At 33.5% G+C, this 17,804-nt stretch carries 17 protein-coding genes; all 17 read right to left on the bottom strand.

All coding sequences use genetic code 11. The features are described 5' to 3' along the window. Positions 1 to 9: 9 nt before the first annotated feature. The gene (locus D1817_04575; protein ID AXT19167.1) at positions 10 to 1,050 is read right to left on the bottom strand and encodes an alcohol dehydrogenase; all 1,041 of its coding nucleotides are present in this window, start codon (positions 1,048 to 1,050) and stop codon (positions 10 to 12) included. 82 nt (positions 1,051 to 1,132) lie between these two features. Then, on the bottom strand, positions 1,133 to 1,927 hold the full coding sequence (locus D1817_04570) for a hypothetical protein (GenBank protein ID AXT19166.1): 795 nt from the start codon (positions 1,925 to 1,927) through the stop codon (positions 1,133 to 1,135). A gap of 116 nt (positions 1,928 to 2,043) precedes the next feature. Then, the gene (locus D1817_04565) at positions 2,044 to 3,105 is read right to left on the bottom strand and encodes a hypothetical protein (GenBank protein ID AXT19165.1); all 1,062 of its coding nucleotides are present in this window, start codon (positions 3,103 to 3,105) and stop codon (positions 2,044 to 2,046) included. A gap of 36 nt (positions 3,106 to 3,141) precedes the next feature. Beyond that, positions 3,142 to 3,873, bottom strand: coding sequence for a hypothetical protein (locus tag D1817_04560; GenBank protein ID AXT19164.1), 732 nt, complete (start codon positions 3,871 to 3,873; stop codon positions 3,142 to 3,144). Positions 3,874 to 3,954: 81 nt separating this feature from the next. Beyond that, positions 3,955 to 4,680 carry a phytanoyl-CoA dioxygenase gene (locus D1817_04555; GenBank protein AXT19163.1) on the bottom strand — a complete coding sequence of 242 codons (726 nt, stop codon included), beginning with the start codon at positions 4,678 to 4,680 and terminating at the stop codon, positions 3,955 to 3,957. Positions 4,681 to 4,689: 9 nt separating this feature from the next. Next, on the bottom strand, positions 4,690 to 6,759 hold the full coding sequence (locus tag D1817_04550) for a tungsten formylmethanofuran dehydrogenase (protein ID AXT19162.1): 2,070 nt from the start codon (positions 6,757 to 6,759) through the stop codon (positions 4,690 to 4,692). A 111-nt stretch (positions 6,760 to 6,870) separates the two neighbouring features. Then, on the bottom strand, positions 6,871 to 7,929 hold the full coding sequence (locus D1817_04545) for a branched-chain amino acid aminotransferase (GenBank protein AXT19161.1): 1,059 nt from the start codon (positions 7,927 to 7,929) through the stop codon (positions 6,871 to 6,873). Between the two features lie 89 nt (positions 7,930 to 8,018). Next, positions 8,019 to 9,320, bottom strand: a complete 1,302-nt coding sequence (locus tag D1817_04540; protein ID AXT19160.1) for a 2-oxo acid dehydrogenase subunit E2 — start codon at positions 9,318 to 9,320, stop codon at positions 8,019 to 8,021. Between the two features lie 101 nt (positions 9,321 to 9,421). After that, a complete protein-coding gene (locus D1817_04535) occupies positions 9,422 to 10,018 on the bottom strand; it encodes a transferase hexapeptide repeat family protein (GenBank protein ID AXT19159.1) in 597 nt (198 codons plus the stop codon). Positions 10,019 to 10,098: 80 nt separating this feature from the next. Beyond that, positions 10,099 to 10,851: an enoyl-CoA hydratase/isomerase family protein gene (locus D1817_04530; protein AXT19158.1), complete on the bottom strand. Its 753-nt coding sequence runs from the start codon at positions 10,849 to 10,851 to the stop codon at positions 10,099 to 10,101. 3 nt (positions 10,852 to 10,854) lie between these two features. Next, the gene (locus D1817_04525; protein AXT19157.1) at positions 10,855 to 11,328 is read right to left on the bottom strand and encodes a hypothetical protein; all 474 of its coding nucleotides are present in this window, start codon (positions 11,326 to 11,328) and stop codon (positions 10,855 to 10,857) included. Between the two features lie 11 nt (positions 11,329 to 11,339). Continuing rightward, a complete protein-coding gene (paaZ, locus tag D1817_04520; GenBank protein AXT19156.1) occupies positions 11,340 to 13,841 on the bottom strand; it encodes a phenylacetic acid degradation bifunctional protein PaaZ in 2,502 nt (833 codons plus the stop codon). 17 nt (positions 13,842 to 13,858) lie between these two features. Continuing rightward, positions 13,859 to 14,461: a short chain dehydrogenase gene (locus D1817_04515; protein ID AXT19155.1), complete on the bottom strand. Its 603-nt coding sequence runs from the start codon at positions 14,459 to 14,461 to the stop codon at positions 13,859 to 13,861. A gap of 1 nt (position 14,462) precedes the next feature. Further along, the gene (locus tag D1817_04510) at positions 14,463 to 15,671 is read right to left on the bottom strand and encodes an acetyl-CoA C-acyltransferase (GenBank protein AXT19154.1); all 1,209 of its coding nucleotides are present in this window, start codon (positions 15,669 to 15,671) and stop codon (positions 14,463 to 14,465) included. Between the two features lie 9 nt (positions 15,672 to 15,680). Then, entirely contained in the window at positions 15,681 to 16,244 is a 564-nt protein-coding gene (locus D1817_04505; GenBank protein ID AXT19153.1) for a hypothetical protein, read from the bottom strand. Then, on the bottom strand, positions 16,232 to 16,639 hold the full coding sequence (locus tag D1817_04500) for a hotdog fold thioesterase (GenBank protein ID AXT19152.1): 408 nt from the start codon (positions 16,637 to 16,639) through the stop codon (positions 16,232 to 16,234). Before D1817_04500 ends, D1817_04505 begins: the two co-directional genes overlap by 13 nt. Beyond that, entirely contained in the window at positions 16,639 to 17,793 is a 1,155-nt protein-coding gene (locus D1817_04495) for a 3-hydroxybutyryl-CoA dehydrogenase (protein ID AXT19151.1), read from the bottom strand. Before D1817_04495 ends, D1817_04500 begins: the two co-directional genes overlap by 1 nt. Positions 17,794 to 17,804 lie beyond the last annotated feature (11 nt).

Raw genomic sequence — 17,804 nt, 5'->3', positions numbered from 1 at the left:
ATTTAAAATTTAAAATGAATCGATAACCAATACTCCTTTATTTTCAAAAGTGTTCATGTTAGGTAATTCGGTGGTTGATTCTTGAAGGCTAATTGTACGGTCTATTAATTTTTCTGGATGTAGTTTTCCGTTTTTAATCATTTCTAACATTTCAGGATATTTAAATGCCTGCATTCCATGACTTCCAATCACTTCTAACTCATCTGCTAATATTCTAGCCATTGGTACTTTTGCATCTTGGTAATCACCCGTCATTAAACCTACTTGAATATGTTTACCTCGTTTTCGTAAACCTGAAATCGAATTGAAGCATGTAACTGCACTCCCTAAAGCATCCATAGACACATGTGCTCCACCATTGGTTAAAGATTTAATTTCTTCTATTACATTGACGTGATTAGAAGCATTTATTGTCGCTACTGCTCCTAATGATCTAGCAAAATCTAATGTTTCTTTATTAATATCAATCGCAATCACTTGTGCTCCTAAGGCATTAGCAATCATAATGGCTGATAATCCTACACCTCCACAACCATGAATAGCCACATATTGACCTCCAGATACTTTTCCTTGTGCAACAATAGCTCGATACGAGGTAATAAAACGGCAGCCTAATGTTGCAGCTGTCACATCCGTGATTTCTTCTGGAAGTTTCACTAAATTGGTATCTGCATAATCCAACGCTACATATTCTGCAAAAGAACCCCAGTGTGTAAATCCAGGTTGCGATTGCGTATCACAAACTTGATGATTTCCAGAAATACATTGCCCACAGGTGCCACATCCACAAACAAAAGGCACTGTAACACGATCTCCAATCTTAAAATTCCTCACATTCTTACCAACGGCTTCAATTATACCTGCCAATTCATGACCAGGTATATGAGGTAAATCGATATCACTATCATGACCCATCCATCCATGCCAATCACTACGGCATAATCCAGTTGCACTTACTTTTATCACTACACCATCTAAGTGCGGTGATGGATCTTCTACATTTTGTATGCTTATAGGCCCTTGAAATTTTTCAAAAACTGCTGCTTTCACACGTTTAAATTTTAGTAATTAAATTATACGTTAATTATAAAATTGAGAACGTGTGTAAACACTTCGTTCTCGAATTAAAAATTTATTGGATAGCGTCTAAAAACGGTTTCATATCTAGTAGTTTAATATCATCACGTTTACGCAATTGTCTTAAAAACCAACCTTTGTGACCAGCACCATAAGTAATTAATATACGTTTACCCTCATAACGATGTTTTTCTAATGCTTTTTCAATATTCCAATAATGTGCAATATTGATATTTTCCCAGCCACCAAGACCAAGTTCTACATTAAATAATTTATTATAAGGTTGTAATCCTATATCTTGAATCCTATCATATTCATCAGTATGAATAAAATAAGGGTCATTTACTTTCCTTGTCGCTCGATATAGTGAATCTGAAAGTCGATTTCCTTCTCTATATGCTGCCCAATCTGCTGCTCTAGATGTATCTTGACTAATAGCTCTTAACTTTTGTTGACGCTCTAAAGCCATAGGTCGTGTCCATCCTGCCGTTGGTATAATTTCAAAGTCCATTTCTTTCGTTAATGGAAACACAACATCTGTATATTCTGGAAAACGCATCACACGTGGTTCAGAAATACTATCATCTCTTTTAAACCCTTCTATCGCTGCTTCAAAACGATCTGGCGGAATTTCAGTTAAAATATAATCTGGCTTTATTTCTCTAATTAATTTTTCTACATAAGCAGTAGTATATACACTATCAGTAAGGTGACCGCTATGAATCATACCCATAACGAGTACTTCATTTTTAGGTTTTTCTTCAGTAGTACTTTTTTGAGATTGTTTGCAACTTGATACTGTAAAAATCAAAATTAATACAGCACAAAAATTGATCGTTAGTTGTTTCATTTATTGTGAATTTTTTAAAGCTTATAAATATAATGGAAATCTTTGATTACTAAATAAATGTTAAGGTAGTTTTAACCTTCAAGTAATCATGAAACAACAATCCTAATCATGTCTATTTACATTTGTACGCTTTTTTCTTCAGGGAATTGCTCAGGGATATCTTCTAAATCTTCATCTAGCATTTGTCGTAAATCAATTTCAATACCTCTAGCTATTGTAGAAATAGGAACATCATTAGCAGTTCCCTCAAATGGATTTTCACCCACTCTTGCCATACGTTCCATAATATGGAATGCCCACGATACAATGGCACAAAATGGTATGCTCAACCAAATAAAATTTCCTCCTATTTTGAAAAAATTATCCATCATAGATTCTCCTATTTCTGCAAACTCAGGGATAATTCCAAAAGGTAATAAAATTACAAAAATTCGAGTTAAATAATATGCTAAGCTCGCGTATTGCCTTGGGTAAGGAAAGTTTTTAATACGTTCTGATTTGCCTTGATGCGTAAATAATTCTTCTAAAACATTTTGAAGTTCTAAAAAAGAAAACTCCCAAATAATACCTTTCTCCTTTAATTCTTTAATATGTTTAGATTGTAAATATAATACTGCTGTTTGCTTGTTCCCTTTACTCAATACATAATCTTCTTCTTCTCTGGATAAATACATCAAAAGATTGTCTTCTAAAGTAGATACTTTTTCTGGAATATGAATCATATTAGACCACTCTCTATTGGTTTGGGATTCATCAAAAGCTTCCCATGATTTTCGCTGACGCATCGCATAACGTAATGCAGTCATCCAAGCAATATGTCGATAAATTAATGTCCTTTTATGTTGTTGTAGTTCTTCTTCAGAAATGGGTTCGTTTGCATATTCATTGCTTACCATCGCCTGAACTTTCATTCCCCAAGTACGCGATGTATTTACAATAGCACCCCATATTTTACGTGCTTCCCAAATACGTCCGTAAGCTGAGTTATTTTGAAACCCAACCATAAACGCTACCGCAGTACCTATTAAAGCTACTGGTGTCCATGGTACGTTTAAAAATGTAAATCCGATGATTTTGTAAAGTACTGTAATTATAGCAGCGTAAAGAAGATAGACGAATATCTCCCAGCGTGACCATAATACAATATCTTTAACTGAATAGCGCTTTTTGGTAAGCATAGTGTATTGGTTTTTGTTATTTATTAAAACTTAACTTTATTCCTTAATTCTATCTATTTCTTTACTTATTTCTTGTATGAGTATCTCGATTTCAGGCTTCATCCTATTTAACGTTTCTATTAGGGTTCTTCTTACGTTAATGACTCCAGCAACTCTATTTATAAACTTTGGACTGTTAGTTAAAAAATTATGTTCATTTGTTGATGATAATGGAAAGTTATCTAGCAAAATTGGTTTAATCTCTTTGTCGATGTAATTATTAACCACGTTTGATTTAGGCTCATTTTCAGGATAATGCGTGCTATACATTGTAGATATTTTGGAACGAAGTGAATCATTTGAGATGATATCAATCCCACTTGACTTTAGACTCTCGTAGGCTCCTAAATTTAAAACAAAATACCATTTACTTGTGGTCGAGCTAAGGTAATACCTAAGTGAATCTTTTGGAATTATTTTGCTGTTATTATTATGATATTCATTATAATACCTCCACAGTTTAAGTGTTGTTTGATTCGTTTCTTTTAAATAATCAATCGCAGGAATAAATTCTGTTTCAAGGTCATCTTCTAATTCTTTTTTTAGCTCTGATAAAATGACAATTTCTTTTTGTCTTTGAACCCTCGATTCATTCCAGTTATTAACCTGTAGTGCAATCAAAATTCCAATAACTACAAGAACAATTTCTCCGATTGCATAAATCAGATACTTACTGAATTTATTTTCAGAGAGTAGTTTTTGTCTAATTTTTCTAAAGAATTTTATCATCAGGTAATTGGTTATACGGTTTTAAATATACAAAAACCAATAGATAAAAAATGATGATTCTAATTAGCGATTAAAACAGTATCAAGCAATATTAACTTCACGCTTTTCTAACCAATTTAATGGTTGTGCAAGATTGTGTTTATTAAATTCTAAATGAATTACTCTTCTTTTCTTACCATTAGTCGTTCTATTAGATGCGTGTAGAGTTAATGGTTTCATTAGCATAATACCACCTTTTTTTACCTTGCAAATTTTTTCATTTTCTAAATTCCAATGTTCAGATTTGGAACGAATAGCTCCATTAAGATGTGATTTAGGAATAACTCTTAGAGCGCCATTATTTTCATTTGTATCATCTAAATGAATTCTAACAATAATTGTATCCTCTAAAATTTGGATTGGTGGTTGAACCCCATATAAACCTTTCTTAAAAGTCCAATTATGATAACCTTCTAATTCAAGTTTCTTATCAACTGAAATACTTAAATCTTGATGATACCCAACAAACCAATTTGAAGTGCTAGGTTTATCAAAATAAATAGACTTGGTTAGAAAATAATGAGAATCATACAGATCAGACATTAATTGAATTAACTTCTTATTGAAAAGTAAGTCGCCTAATTCAGGAACATTTTTTACAAGCTGACGGATTGCAAATAAATCTTTTGTTTTTGTAGATGAGTCATTTTCAATTTCAATCTTTTCTATACAAGTCAAAATCTGTTCAACTTCATCTGAAGTATATAAATTACTCAAAATAGAATATCCATTTTCCTTTAACTCTATGCTATTATTGTGATAATTCATTCCGAATTATTAATAATTCAGTAACTCTTCAATCTTAACTCTTACCTTTTCAGTAGATGGAATCATCGTCTGCTCTAATGTAGAATTTAAAGGGATTGCTGGCATATTTTCACTACCAATAGTCATTACCGGTGCATCTAGATATTTAAAACATTCTTCTTGAATTCTACCTGATAAAGCTCTTGCAAAACTATTATTAGTAGGTTCTTCTGTAACCACTAAACATTTTCCTGTTTTCTTAACTGATTTCATTATTGAATCTTCATCTAAAGGATATAATGTTCTTAAATCAATGACCTCAACTTGTTCACGCATACCTTTAGTTGCATTCATCGCCCAATGTACTCCCATACCATAACTTACAATAGTTAATGTTTCTTTATCTTCTTGCTTCCAGATCTCCTGTAGTACATTAGCCTTTCCAAATGGTAAAATATAATCTTCAGCTGGCTCAATTGATGTTGCACCTTTAGTACCAGGAACTTTAGACCAATACAACCCTTTATGCTCCAGAATAACTACAGGGTTTGGATCGTAGTATGCAGCTTTCATCAAACCTTTTAAATCAGCACCATTACTTGGGTATGCTATTTTAATTCCTCGAATATTAGTAATCACACTTTCTACAGATGATGAATGATATGGGCCACCACTACCATAAGCTCCAATAGGCACACGAAGAATCATTGACACTGGCCATTTTCCATTTGTTAAATAACAACTACGACTTACCTCAGTAAATAATTGATTCAATCCTGGCCAAATATAATCTGCAAACTGAACCTCAACTATTGGTTTTAATCCAACTGCAGACATCCCCACTGTAGACCCTACAATAAATGCTTCTTGAATTGGCGTATTAAACACACGGTTGTCTCCAAATTTTTGTGCTAAAGTAGCAGCTTCACGAAATACACCCCCTAAACGTCCTCCTACATCTTGCCCATATAGCAAACATTCTTTATGTTTCTTCATTAACTCTTCTACAGCGAATAAGGCACAATCTACCATCACCACTTTCTCATCACGTTTTGGGAAACGCTCACCTACTTCTTCAGTAATTGGTGTTGGAGCAAAATCATGAGTAAATAAATCTTCTGGTGTTGGATCTTCTGCTTGTAATGCTTTTTCAAAATCGGATTGTACTCTTGCTTTTGCAGAAGCTTCTATGGTTTCAACTTCTTGTTTTGTAAAACCAGCATCTAATAATTGTTGTTTTAATACTGGGTATGGATCACGAGAACGAGCTTCTTCTAAATCATCACGATACCATTCCATACGTACCCCTGATGTATGGTGATTTAATAATGGTGTTTTAGCGTGTACTAAAAACGGACGGCGTTCTTTACGAATAGTAGCTATTACTTTTTCTAGCGCTTGATAACTTTCTGTGAAATTTGCGCCATCGATAGAAATAGCTTCTAAGCCATGAAACCCTTGCGCGTATTCATATGCATTTTGAGCTCTTGTTTCTGCTGCGTTTGCGGAGATATCCCAACCATTATCTTGTACTAAATATAGTATTGGCATTTGCTTTAATGCTGCCATTTGAAATGCTTCTGCTATTTCTCCTTCTGTGACTGAAGCATCACCTAAACTACATACTGTAATTGGGTTTTCTTTAAGCACTTGACTTTCATCAAGAATTACATTTTTTAAATCTTGTTGTTCAAGATATTGCATTCCCATCGCAACTCCAGTTGCAGGTATGGCTTGCATTCCTGTTGCTGAAGATTGGTGTGGTATTTTAGGTTTATCAATATCTTTTAAACTTGGATGTGAATAATAAGTACGCCCAGCAGAAAAGGGATCTTCCTTTTTTGCTAATAATTGCAACATTAAATCATAAGGTTGCATACCAAAAGCCAATAGCATTGCGTCGTCACGATAGTACGGAAATGCATAATCTTGTGGTAATAGCTGTAACCCTAAAGCTGTTTGAATGGCTTCGTGACCACGAGACGTCGCATGTACATATTTTGAAACTTGTTTAAAATTTGCTTCATACAATTCGGTTAATGCCTTTGCTGTACAAAGATTTGAAAATCCTTTTTCTAAAATACTTTTATTCATATTAATGCCCGAAAAGACGGGGGCCTTATTAATTTACTTCCAATTTATATAGATTCCACATCTAGTGCGGAATGACAAACTTTTCTTTTAGAGGTTTTTATTTACGGTGATAATTCTCTAACTATTAATTTTAACCATCCAATTTAATGTATCTTCTAGTTTCCCTGAACGCACACCATCTAATGTATCTAATACCATTTGAGCTGTTGGGCTTTCATCTGAGACATGAATAACAGAATCTTTATATCCAATCTCTTGAATCATCGCTATACCCACAGCAGTACCTGCTCCAAATGCTTCTTCTAATGTTCCATTATTAGAGGCTTCAATAATCTCTTCAATAGTAATTGGTCGTTCGGTTACCTTAAAATCTTTACTTCTCAATAACTCAATCACACTTAAACGTGTAATACCATGTAAAATAGATCCATCTAAATTTGGTGTAACAATTTCTCCATTAATTTTGAAGAAAATATTCATGGTACCAACTTCTTGGATATAATTAAAGTTATGTGCATCTAACCATAACACTTGATCATAACCTTTAGCTTTTGCTAGCTCTGTTGGACGGATCGCAGCAGCATAATTACCTGCTGCTTTAGCTTCACCTGTTCCTCCTTCTGCAGCTCTAATATATTTAGTTTCTGCGTATAATTTAATCCGATTACTATACAACGGATTTGATGGAGATGCTATAATGATAAATTTATAATGAGTAGCTGCTCTCATCCCAATAAATGGTTCGTCTGCATACATAAACGGTCTTAAATATAGGGCGCTCCCTTCAGCTGGAGGGATCCAATCTTTTTCTATTGCGACTAATTGTTTTAAACCTTCTACAAATAAATCTTCAGGAAAATCAGGCATTCCCATACGAGCTGCACTTAAATTTAATCGAGTTGCATTTTTCTCTGGGCGAAATAACATTGGAACTCCATTAGTATCTATTGTAGCTTTCATTCCTTCAAAAATAGCTTGTCCGTAATGTAAAGCCATTGCTGCAGGATGCGTAGGAATCAATTCTAATGGTTCCACACGAGGATTTACCCATTGTCCATCTTCATAATCACAGATAAACATATGATCTGTAAATGTTTTTCCTAAAGGGATATTATTAAAATCTAATTCTGAAACTTTAGAAGTTTCTATTTTTGTTATGTTGATATTGTAACTCATAATATAATTTGTTTGTCATTGCGAGACATCTCGATAATTATCTAGAAACGTAGCAATCTCATTCTACAGATCTTGTCTTCGCAGGAGTTTTAATAATTTCTATTTACATCAAATTGCTCTAAATAATCAGCAACTCTTCTTAAAAAACTTCCTCCTAAGTAGCCATCAACAATACGGTGATCAAATGATAAGGATAAATACATCATACTACGAATCTCTATAGTATCACCTTCAGGTTTTTCAATAACCTCTGCACGTTTTTTAATAATTCCTAAGGCCAAAATGGCAACTTCTGGCTGATTAATAATAGGTGTTCCCATTAAACTTCCAAACGTTCCAACATTAGAAATTGTAAAAGTGCTTCCTTTAATATCATCGCCACTAAGCTTATTATCTCTTGCTTTTGATGACAGTGAGTTAACATCTGAAGCTAATTGTTTTAGGTTTTTAGAGTCTGCATTTTTTACTACAGGAACGATTAAGTTTCCGCTTGGTAATGCTGCAGCCATACCAATATTAATATCTTCTTTTATAATAATATTACTACCATCTACTGATGCATTAATATTCGGAAAGTCTTTTATCGCTTTTGCTACTGCTTCAACAAATAAAGGTGTAAATGTTAGCTTTTCTCCATGCTTTTCTTGAAACGGGGTTTTATTCGCGTTTCTCCAATTAACCATATTAGTTAAATCGGCTTCTACATAGGCTGTAACATGAGGTGATGTGTGCTTTGAATACACCATACGATCTGCAATCATCTGACGCATACGATCCATCTCTACAATTTTACCGGTGCCTTTATCTAAATCCAATTGTGGAATACGATATGCTGTGGGATCTGGTTGTGCAATGGGTTGTGCGAACTTAAATGGTCGCCCGTCTTCTATATATTGAAATACATCACTCTTACGCAAACGCCCTTCGTTACCTGTTGCTGGTATACGAGCAAGCTCTTCATAACTGATATGATGCTCTTTTGCTATCGAAATAATTAATGGTGAAAAGAACGTATTTGTATTGTTTACTGAAAATGATGTTGAATTTGGTAATGATGGCTGTTTTGCTTTTTTCACTTCTCTTTTCTGAGGATTAGATTCATTGCTATCATTCTGAATGACAGCTTTCTCCTCTTTTGAAGATGCTTCTTCAGAAACTTCTAAAATAGCTATTACTTCTCCTACTGCAACTACATCTTTAGCTTGAAACATCGTTTTTATTAATGTTCCATTAGCAGTTGCAGGCACTTCATTATCCACCTTATCTGTAGCAACTTCTAAAATAATATCACCTTCTTCAAAAGTATCGCCTTCATTAATTAACCAATTAATAATGGTTCCTTCTGTTATACTCTCGCCCATTTTAGGCATTTTTAATTCTACTTTCGACATTATATTAACTAATGTTTGTTAGTATTTAATTATTTTATCGTTACGAATTAATCACGTAGTTATCTTTTGATGAGATTCTTTCGCTTTGTTCGAAATGACAATTATTTCTTCATAAAATCACGAAGTGTTTTATAAACATCTTCTTGTAATTTCATATGCTCTGGTACTTCTCGTAATGGCTCAACTGCTTTTAAACTTTCATGACAATCTGCCGGTAATTGCTGATACAGTTCTGTTCCTTTTGTTTTCCAACCGATCATCTCATCACTAACTTGTTTAATTATTTTTGCTGGATTACCAACTACTAAACTTCGGTTAGGAATTTTAGTTTCTGCTTTTACAAATGCCATAGCTCCTATAATACTTTCATCTCCTATTTCTGCATCATCCATAATAACCGTGTTCATTCCTACTAATACATTTTTACCAATATTAGCTCCATGGATAATAGCTCCGTGACCTATATGTGCACTTTCTTTTAAAGTTATAGATTTTCCTGGAAACATATGTACTGTACAATTCTCTTGTACATTTACTCCATCTTCTAAAATAATTTGCCCCCAGTCACCTCGAATAGCTGCTCCCGGGCCGATATAACAATTTTCACCAATAATAACATTTCCTGTTACTGCCGCTAAAGGGTGTACGAAACTAGTTTCGTGAACTACTGGTGTATATCCTTTAAATTGGTAAATCATTTTCTTATAAATTTGTCATTGCGAGCAAAGCGTGGCAATTTCATTAAACAGATTCCTTCACTCCGTTCGGAATGATGTTATTATTTAAATCCTTTTAATTTTTCTTTTGTAAAGTCACTTAATACTAAGCGTCCACTTATTTCTGCACGCTCCATTAATAATGAATCCCAATGTTCTGTTCCATTCCAAAAAATGGTTTTCATTTCTTTCATCGCTTCTGTATTGTATGTACACAAATTTTCAGAAAACGCTTTAACTGCTTCATCTAATTCTTCAGTAGTATCAAATACTTGTGTGAACAATCCTTTTTGTTTTGCCCACTCTGCTGGATAAAAGCTGTTTGCATCAATCGCAATTTGAGACATTCCGCTTAACCCTAATTTGCGTTCTACTGCCGGACCAACTACAAAAGGGCCAATACCAATATTTAATTCACTTAATTTTATCGCAGCAAATTTGGTTGCCATACAATAATCTGTTGCAGATGCTAAACCAACTCCTCCTCCAACTGTTTTTCCTTGGATTCGTCCAATAATAAATTTTGGACATTTACGCATGGCATTAATTACATTGGCAAATCCAGAAAAGAACACACGCCCTGTCTCTGCATCATCAATACTAATTAGTTCTTTAAAGCTTGCTCCTGCGCAAAAGGTACGCTCACCTCCACTCTTTAAAACAATGACTTTAATTGCATCATTTTTCCCAGCTTCAGTAATTGTTTCTGCTAATTTCGATAATATATTCCCTGGTAAAGAGTTATGAGCAGGGTGAAAAAACTCGATAGTTCCTACTTCATTTTCTATAGTTTGTTTTACGTATGGATCACTCATATTTTAATCAAATTCTGTATGTATAAAATTTACGTTTTTAAGATTCTTATTTAAATATCTAATACTCACTTTTGGTGGTATTGAAATTTCAATGCATATTCCATTAGGAACATAATTATCTGAAGCTATTTTAGATTGAAAATTATTAGACATTAAAAGTGATTTGAGAATCAATTTAAACATCTTTTTATCCTTATACTCTTTATTTAACTTTTTAATAGTATCTTCATCTACCTCCTTGAACTTACTAAAATGTATTTCTATTGATGGAGGTATCGAAATTCCAACTATTAAGCTATTAGTTACAAAGCCTGCCTCTTCTAATATGGGTAAAATATCAAATACTTCCTTTACATAATTGGTAAACTTATCTTTGGTAGCTTTCCCTAAATCACCAATTTTAGAAAGCCCTTCTTTTAATTGATTAAGAACTTTATCTGTACTATCTAATATTTTATCAGAGGTATTCTTTAACATCAGCTTTATTTCTAATCCAACAGGTTAAACTGTTCAAAATGATGATTTAAATGTTTCCTTTCTAACAGATACCATTCATATTTATTTAATTCTCCAAAAACAATATTTTTTAAAATAGCTTCTGGGTGTTCTTTAAAATATGCTTTATATGCTTCTCTAGCTTCATTAAGTTTTTCAATTGCAGTAGCTAAATTTGAGTGTTTCAAATTATCTAACTCTCCTTTTTTAAGTAATGGAAATTCACTTTCCAGAGGGAAAGGGTTATAGTTATACAAACTGTTTTTAACTTTCTCTAAAATCTTTTCTGGAGTTGCAATTTCAAAATCTTGATTTTCGCCTGACGCAATTCTATAAGTAAATTCTAAATGCTCAATCATATGCTGAGGTGTTAATACTCCCCATTTTGGTTTTACATCTTCAGTTAATTTACTTAAGCATTCTTGAATTTTTGCATCCGTCATTTCAACAAATACTGTTTGCTTTTTCTCTACCATAGTTAAAATAGTTGCCACAGCAACTAATTCATCTTCAACATCAAACACTTCAACAAACCACTTTACAATTCCGCTAGGGTGTTCTGCACTAGCAACATCTCTATCTATTTTTTGTTTACATGTTAATCTCACGTAAACCGTATCGTTATGATAAATAGGGCGTAAAAAACGACATTCCTCTAATCCATAATTTGCCGCTACAGGTCCTTTATTAGGATATACAAATAATCCTGCTGCTGCTGCTAGAATAAAATATCCGTGTGCTGTTCGTTTTTCAAAAATACTTCCATCTAAAGATGTAATATCTGTGTGTGCATAAAAATGATCCCATGTTAAATTAGCAAAATTCACAATATCTCCATCTGTAATGGTTCGTTTATGCGTTTTTAATGACATCCCTGGCTGGATATCTTCCCAGTGGTATGCAAACGGATGCTTATCTATTTCTTTATATGCACTATTCGCTTGATAAATACCTGTGATTTCTGTTAAGGTTGTCGGTGATCCCTGAATAGCTGTACGTTGTAAATAATGTTTTATACCTCGCATTCCGCCCATTTCTTCTCCTCCTCCTGCACGACCTGGGCCTCCGTGAGTTAAATACGGTAATGGTGAACCGTGCCCTGTACTTTCTTTTGCACTCTCTCGATTTAGCACTAAAATACGTCCGTGATGACTTGCAGCATTAACTACATAATCTTTTGCGATTGTATCATTATTTGTAGTAATTGAAGATACTAAAGACCCTTTACCCATTTGAGATAAAGTAATTGCTTCATCAATTGTTTTATAAGGCATAATAGTACTTACTGGACCAAATGCCTCACGTTCGTGAACTGCTCTATTATTTAACGGATTATCTGCACGTAATAAAATAGGGCTTATAAATGCGCCTTTTTTAGCATCTGCTCCAATAGCATCAATTTTATCTAAATTACCATAAACAATTTGTGCTTCTTTAGCCAGATCTTGAACACTATTTTTTACGGCTTCAACTTGTTGTTTACTAACTAAAGATCCCATTCTAACTTCTTTAAGTCTTGGATCACCAATAGTTACTTTATCTAATGCTTTTCCTAAAGCAATTTGTACATCTTCTACCAAAGTTTCAGGAACAATAATACGACGAATAGCTGTACATTTTTGACCAGCCTTAACGGTCATTTCTTTACGAACTTCTTTAATAAATATATCGAATTCTGGAGTTCCTGGAACAGCATCTTCTCCTAAGATAGAAGCATTTAAGGAATCTGCTTCCATAGTAAATGGTACTGCTTCTTGAATAATTCTTGGATGTGCTTTTAAAATACGTCCAGTAGAAGCTGAGCCTGTAAACGTAACTACATCTTGAGATTCAACAGTATCTAATATGTTGCGAACAGTTCCGTTAATAATTTGTAATGCGCCTTCTGGTAAAATTCCTGAAGCTATAATTTCTCTGGCTACAGCTTCTGCTAAATATGATGAAGATGGTGCTGGTAAGACTACAGCTGGCATTCCTGCCATCCAATTTACTGCACATTTTTCTAGCATTCCCCAAACCGGGAAATTAAACGCATTAATATGTACTGCCACTCCTTTTTTAGGTACCATAATATGATGTGCCATAAAGCGTCCTCCACGTGATAAATCGATAGGGTCTCCTTCTACATGATATGGCTGATTAGGAAATAACTTTCTTAAAGATGCATTAGCAAATAAGTTACCAAAGCCTCCTTCTATATCTATCCAACTATCTATACGAGTAGCTCCTGTACGATAACTAATCTCATAAAATGCTTCTTTGCGTTTATTAAGGTATAAAGCAAGGCTTTTAAGCATATTACCTCGTTCTTGAAAAGTCATTTTACGAAGTACTTCTCCTCCTTTAGTTCTTCCGTAATTTAAAATTTCTGGAATATCTAACCCCTCAATAGCTGTATTTGCAATCACATCGCCAGTAATTGCATCTAAAACAGGTGTACCTTCATCTTTTCCTTCTGTCCATTCACCTGTAACGTAATGTTGTATTTTTTTCATATCTAAATAGATAATAATTAAGCCATTATTCTAATAATTCTTCCTGTAGTCTTTCCTTCAATAGATTTTATATAACCATCAACAATTTTATGCATTGGTACTGGTGTATTTCCAGGGAAATAATCTTTATATTTTTCATAAGCATCCTCTACTAAATCTGAACAAACCGCATTAATTCGAATTCCATTTTCTAGTTCTAAAGCGACAGCTTTTACAAAACTATGAATACCACCATTTACCATTGCTGCACTTGTTGTCATATCTACTGGATCATCTGCTAAAATTCCAGTTGACAATGTTATTGAACCATTACTGCTTAAATACTCTTTTCCTATTCGAACCACATTAACTTGTCCCATTAATTTACTTTTAATCCCTATGTAAAAATCGTCTTCAGATAGCTTATTAAATTTATCCCATTTAGCATCTCCTGCAATTGCTACAATAGCATCAACTTTACCAATAGTTTCAAACATTAACCGTATTGAATTTGAATCTGAAAAATCTACAGTTACATCACCAGAGTTTCGACCAGCAATTAAAACTTCATGTTTTTCAGAAAGTCGTTTAGTTACTTTCTTACCAATAGTCCCATTTCCTCCTATGATTAATATTTTCATATTATACGCGTTCTATTACTGCCGCATAACCTTGTCCTACTCCTACACACATTGTTATCAAAGCATATTTTTTATTTTGCTCTTGTAATTCCAATGCCGCCGAGTAAGCTATTCTAGCTCCTGTTACACCAAGTGGATGACCAATAGCAATAGATCCTCCATTAGGGTTTAATCTTGGGTCGTTATCTGCTAGCCCCCAAGTACGTGTACATGCTAAAGCTTGAGCTGCAAATGCTTCATTAAGTTCAATCACATCAATATCATCCATAGTCAATCCTGCTTTTTCCAATGCTTTATTAGAAGCTTGTACCGGTCCTATTCCCATTATTCTTGGCTCTACACCTACTACTGCCGAGCTCACAATTTTTGCAATTGGATTTAAATTATATTTTTTAACAGCGTCTTCTGAAGCAATTATCGTCGCAGCAGCACCATCATTCAATCCTGAAGAATTTCCTGCGGTAACACTCCCGCCTTCTTTTTTAAATGCTGCTCTTAATTTTCCTAAAACTTCTAATGAGGTTGCTGGCTTTACAAACTCGTCTTTTGAAAATTGAATTGGATCTTTTTTACGTTGTGAAATCTCCACTGTTACAATTTCTTTTGCTAAACGCCCATTTTCCTGAGATTTAGCTGCTTTCATCTGACTCCAATAAGCAAATGCATCTTGATCTTCTCTAGAAATGTTATATTTTTCTACTAAATTTTCAGCAGTATTTCCCATTCCATCCGTTCCATATAGCTTTTGCATTTTAGGATTGATAAAACGCCATCCAAAAGTAGAATCGTACATTTTTGAATCTCCTCCAAACCCTGTTGAAGGTTTTGCAATTACATAAGGCCCTCGTGTCATGTTCTCTACACCTCCAGCAATAAACACATCTCCATCACCTGATTTAATCGCTCGATTGGCATGAATGATTGCCGATAAACCTGAGCTACATAAGCGGTTAACAGTTTCTCCTGGAACTGTGAAAGGCAAGCCTCCTAAAAGAGAACACATTCGTGCTACATTACGATTATCTTCTCCTGCTTGATTAGCACATCCTAAAATAACATCATCATATGCTTCTTTTGGAATATTTGGATTTCGTTTTACAATTTCTTCTATAACAATGGCCCCTAAATCGTCTGTACGAACAGCAGATAAAGTACCTTTGTAATTCCCTATTGGTGTACGAACACCATCTATTATATATGCTTCTTTCAAAACTCTTTATTATTTAATTTTTATTGGTGCATCATTATCTGGATTTGGATATATAATACGCCATTTCTCTTTATATATTGAAGAATATTCGATTTCGACTTTAATTTGATTATTTAACCATTCTCTTAATCTAATTTGCTTATTTTTAAAATCATCTACTTCATGATTTAATGTAAGCATATATCTTGTTTCCTTTTCAGGAATAAGCATTCCTTTTCTTAAAGTAGAATGCGTTATCCCCATAGAATTGAATATTGTATCTTCTTGTTTAATTACTTTATTAAAAAATTCATTTATATCTGAATTATAAAATATGGTATCTTGATAATGAATATTTATTTTTTCAATAAAAGCAGGTCCGATACCATTATTGGTTAAAACAAAACTATAGTTTTCATTAACTTGTGTATTCCCTAAAGATAAAAAAGGTAATACACTCGTATATTGCTGTTTTTTCATTAGAGATGTTTGATAAAAAAAAACATATAATGTACTCACACTAACTACGAAAGCTAATATTGCAAATAATCTATCTGTTTTAATCTTCATCTTAAGCTTATTTATTCTTCCCAATCTTTTTGTGTTCTATATACAACACCTTTAAATAATGCTACTAATTCGTCACCTCGCTTTACTTCTACTATATTAAATCCTAATTTATTATTTACTTTTTCAATTACTGATTCAGCAATTAAGTAATCTCCTTCATTTAATGCTTCTATATGATTAATGCTTGTTTCAATGGATACAGCATATTTACCATGTGTATTTGCTGCAAATCCAAATGCTGTATCTGCTAATGCATAACTTATTCCTCCATGTGCTTTTCCCATGCTATTGAGCATTTTCCTTCTAATTGTCATTCCTACTCTGCATCTTCCTATTTCACACCCTAAAATTTCAATACCTAGCCAAGTACTATAAGCATCTTGACTTAACATTTTATATGGAATTGCTTCTCCTTTCATTAAAAAAATGTTTTATTTTCTCTAGCCATTTTTCTTAATAGTGGACTACAACGGTATCTATCTTCGTGATATTCTGTATATAACCCATCTAATTTAAAAACGCACCAATCTATTCCTTTTTCATCTGCCCAAGCTAACAATCCCTTTGGATAGTTAACTCCTTTGGTCATTCCATTATCTATATCATCTGCCGATGCAATATTTAAAAATAAGGCATCTGCTGCTTCATTAATTAACATTACTAAAACACGATCAAATATTTGTTCAGCTAATAATTTATCTTCTTTTGGTTCTGGTTTTGATGCTCCTTCAGAATAATCATAATATCCTCTTCCAGATTTGCGTCCTAAATAACCTGCTTCAGAAAAACGTTTTTGTGTAAATGCTGGTTTATATCTTGGGTCAAAATAAAAGGCTGTAAATACAGTTTCTGTTACCGTATAATTAACATCATTTCCTATAAAATCCATCAACTCAAATGGCCCCATACGAAATCCTCCTAATGTTTTTAAACTCCAGTCTATCGTTGCAAAATCGGCTATCCCTTCTTCATAAATTCGCAAAGATTCTCCATAAAATGGACGAGCTACACGATTTACAATAAACCCTGGAGTATCTTTAGCTACTGCAACCGTTTTTTTCCAATCTGAAATAGTTTGAACCGATTGTTCTAATACGTTATTAGAGGTTTGAATTGCAGGAATAACCTCAACCAGTTTCATTAAGGGTGCTGGATTAAAAAAATGAATTCCAATACAACGTTCAGGTTTTTGTAATGATGAAGCTATTGAAGCAATAGATAAGCTTGATGTATTTGATGCGATGATGCAATCGTCTGCTACATATGTTTCAAGCTCTGAAAATACTTTTTTCTTAATATCTAAATTTTCTATAATTGCCTCGATTGTTAAGTTAGAATCAGCTAAGTCTTTTAATCTATCTACATACGATATATTATCTTGAATCCTTAATTTTTCATCTGTATCTATTCTCCTTTTTTCAACTAATCGTGTTAATACTTTTTCTAATGCTGCTTTACTTTTATCAAGAGCATCTTGATTAGTATCATATAGTTTTACTTTACAACCAGAAGTTGCTGCTACTTGTGCAATACCACTTCCCATTGTTCCTGAACCTATAATTCCTACGTTCATTTATTATTCAC

It is taken from the genome of Flavobacteriaceae bacterium, from assembly GCA_003443635.1.
Taxonomy (GTDB): domain Bacteria; phylum Bacteroidota; class Bacteroidia; order Flavobacteriales; family Flavobacteriaceae; genus AU392.
This window is presented reverse-complemented; position numbering and strand designations above follow the sequence as displayed.

Excerpts from the sequence above, each read along its gene's own strand:
- D1817_04570 (AXT19166.1), bottom strand. The coding sequence starts at position 1,927 with ATGAAACAACTAACGATCAATTTTTGTGCTGTATTAATTTTGATTTTT.
- D1817_04565 (AXT19165.1), bottom strand. The coding sequence starts at position 3,105 with ATGCTTACCAAAAAGCGCTATTCAGTTAAAGATATTGTATTATGGTCA.
- D1817_04560 (AXT19164.1), bottom strand. The coding sequence starts at position 3,873 with ATGATAAAATTCTTTAGAAAAATTAGACAAAAACTACTCTCTGAAAAT.
- D1817_04555 (AXT19163.1), bottom strand. The coding sequence starts at position 4,680 with ATGAATTATCACAATAATAGCATAGAGTTAAAGGAAAATGGATATTCT.
- D1817_04545 (AXT19161.1), bottom strand. The coding sequence starts at position 7,929 with ATGAGTTACAATATCAACATAACAAAAATAGAAACTTCTAAAGTTTCA.
- D1817_04540 (AXT19160.1), bottom strand. The coding sequence starts at position 9,320 with ATGTCGAAAGTAGAATTAAAAATGCCTAAAATGGGCGAGAGTATAACA.
- D1817_04535 (AXT19159.1), bottom strand. The coding sequence starts at position 10,018 with ATGATTTACCAATTTAAAGGATATACACCAGTAGTTCACGAAACTAGT.
- D1817_04530 (AXT19158.1), bottom strand. The coding sequence starts at position 10,851 with ATGAGTGATCCATACGTAAAACAAACTATAGAAAATGAAGTAGGAACT.
- D1817_04525 (AXT19157.1), bottom strand. The coding sequence starts at position 11,328 with ATGTTAAAGAATACCTCTGATAAAATATTAGATAGTACAGATAAAGTT.
- paaZ (AXT19156.1), bottom strand. The coding sequence starts at position 13,841 with ATGAAAAAAATACAACATTACGTTACAGGTGAATGGACAGAAGGAAAA.
- D1817_04515 (AXT19155.1), bottom strand. The coding sequence starts at position 14,461 with ATGAAAATATTAATCATAGGAGGAAATGGGACTATTGGTAAGAAAGTA.
- D1817_04500 (AXT19152.1), bottom strand. The coding sequence starts at position 16,639 with ATGAAAGGAGAAGCAATTCCATATAAAATGTTAAGTCAAGATGCTTAT.
- D1817_04495 (AXT19151.1), bottom strand. The coding sequence starts at position 17,793 with ATGAACGTAGGAATTATAGGTTCAGGAACAATGGGAAGTGGTATTGCA.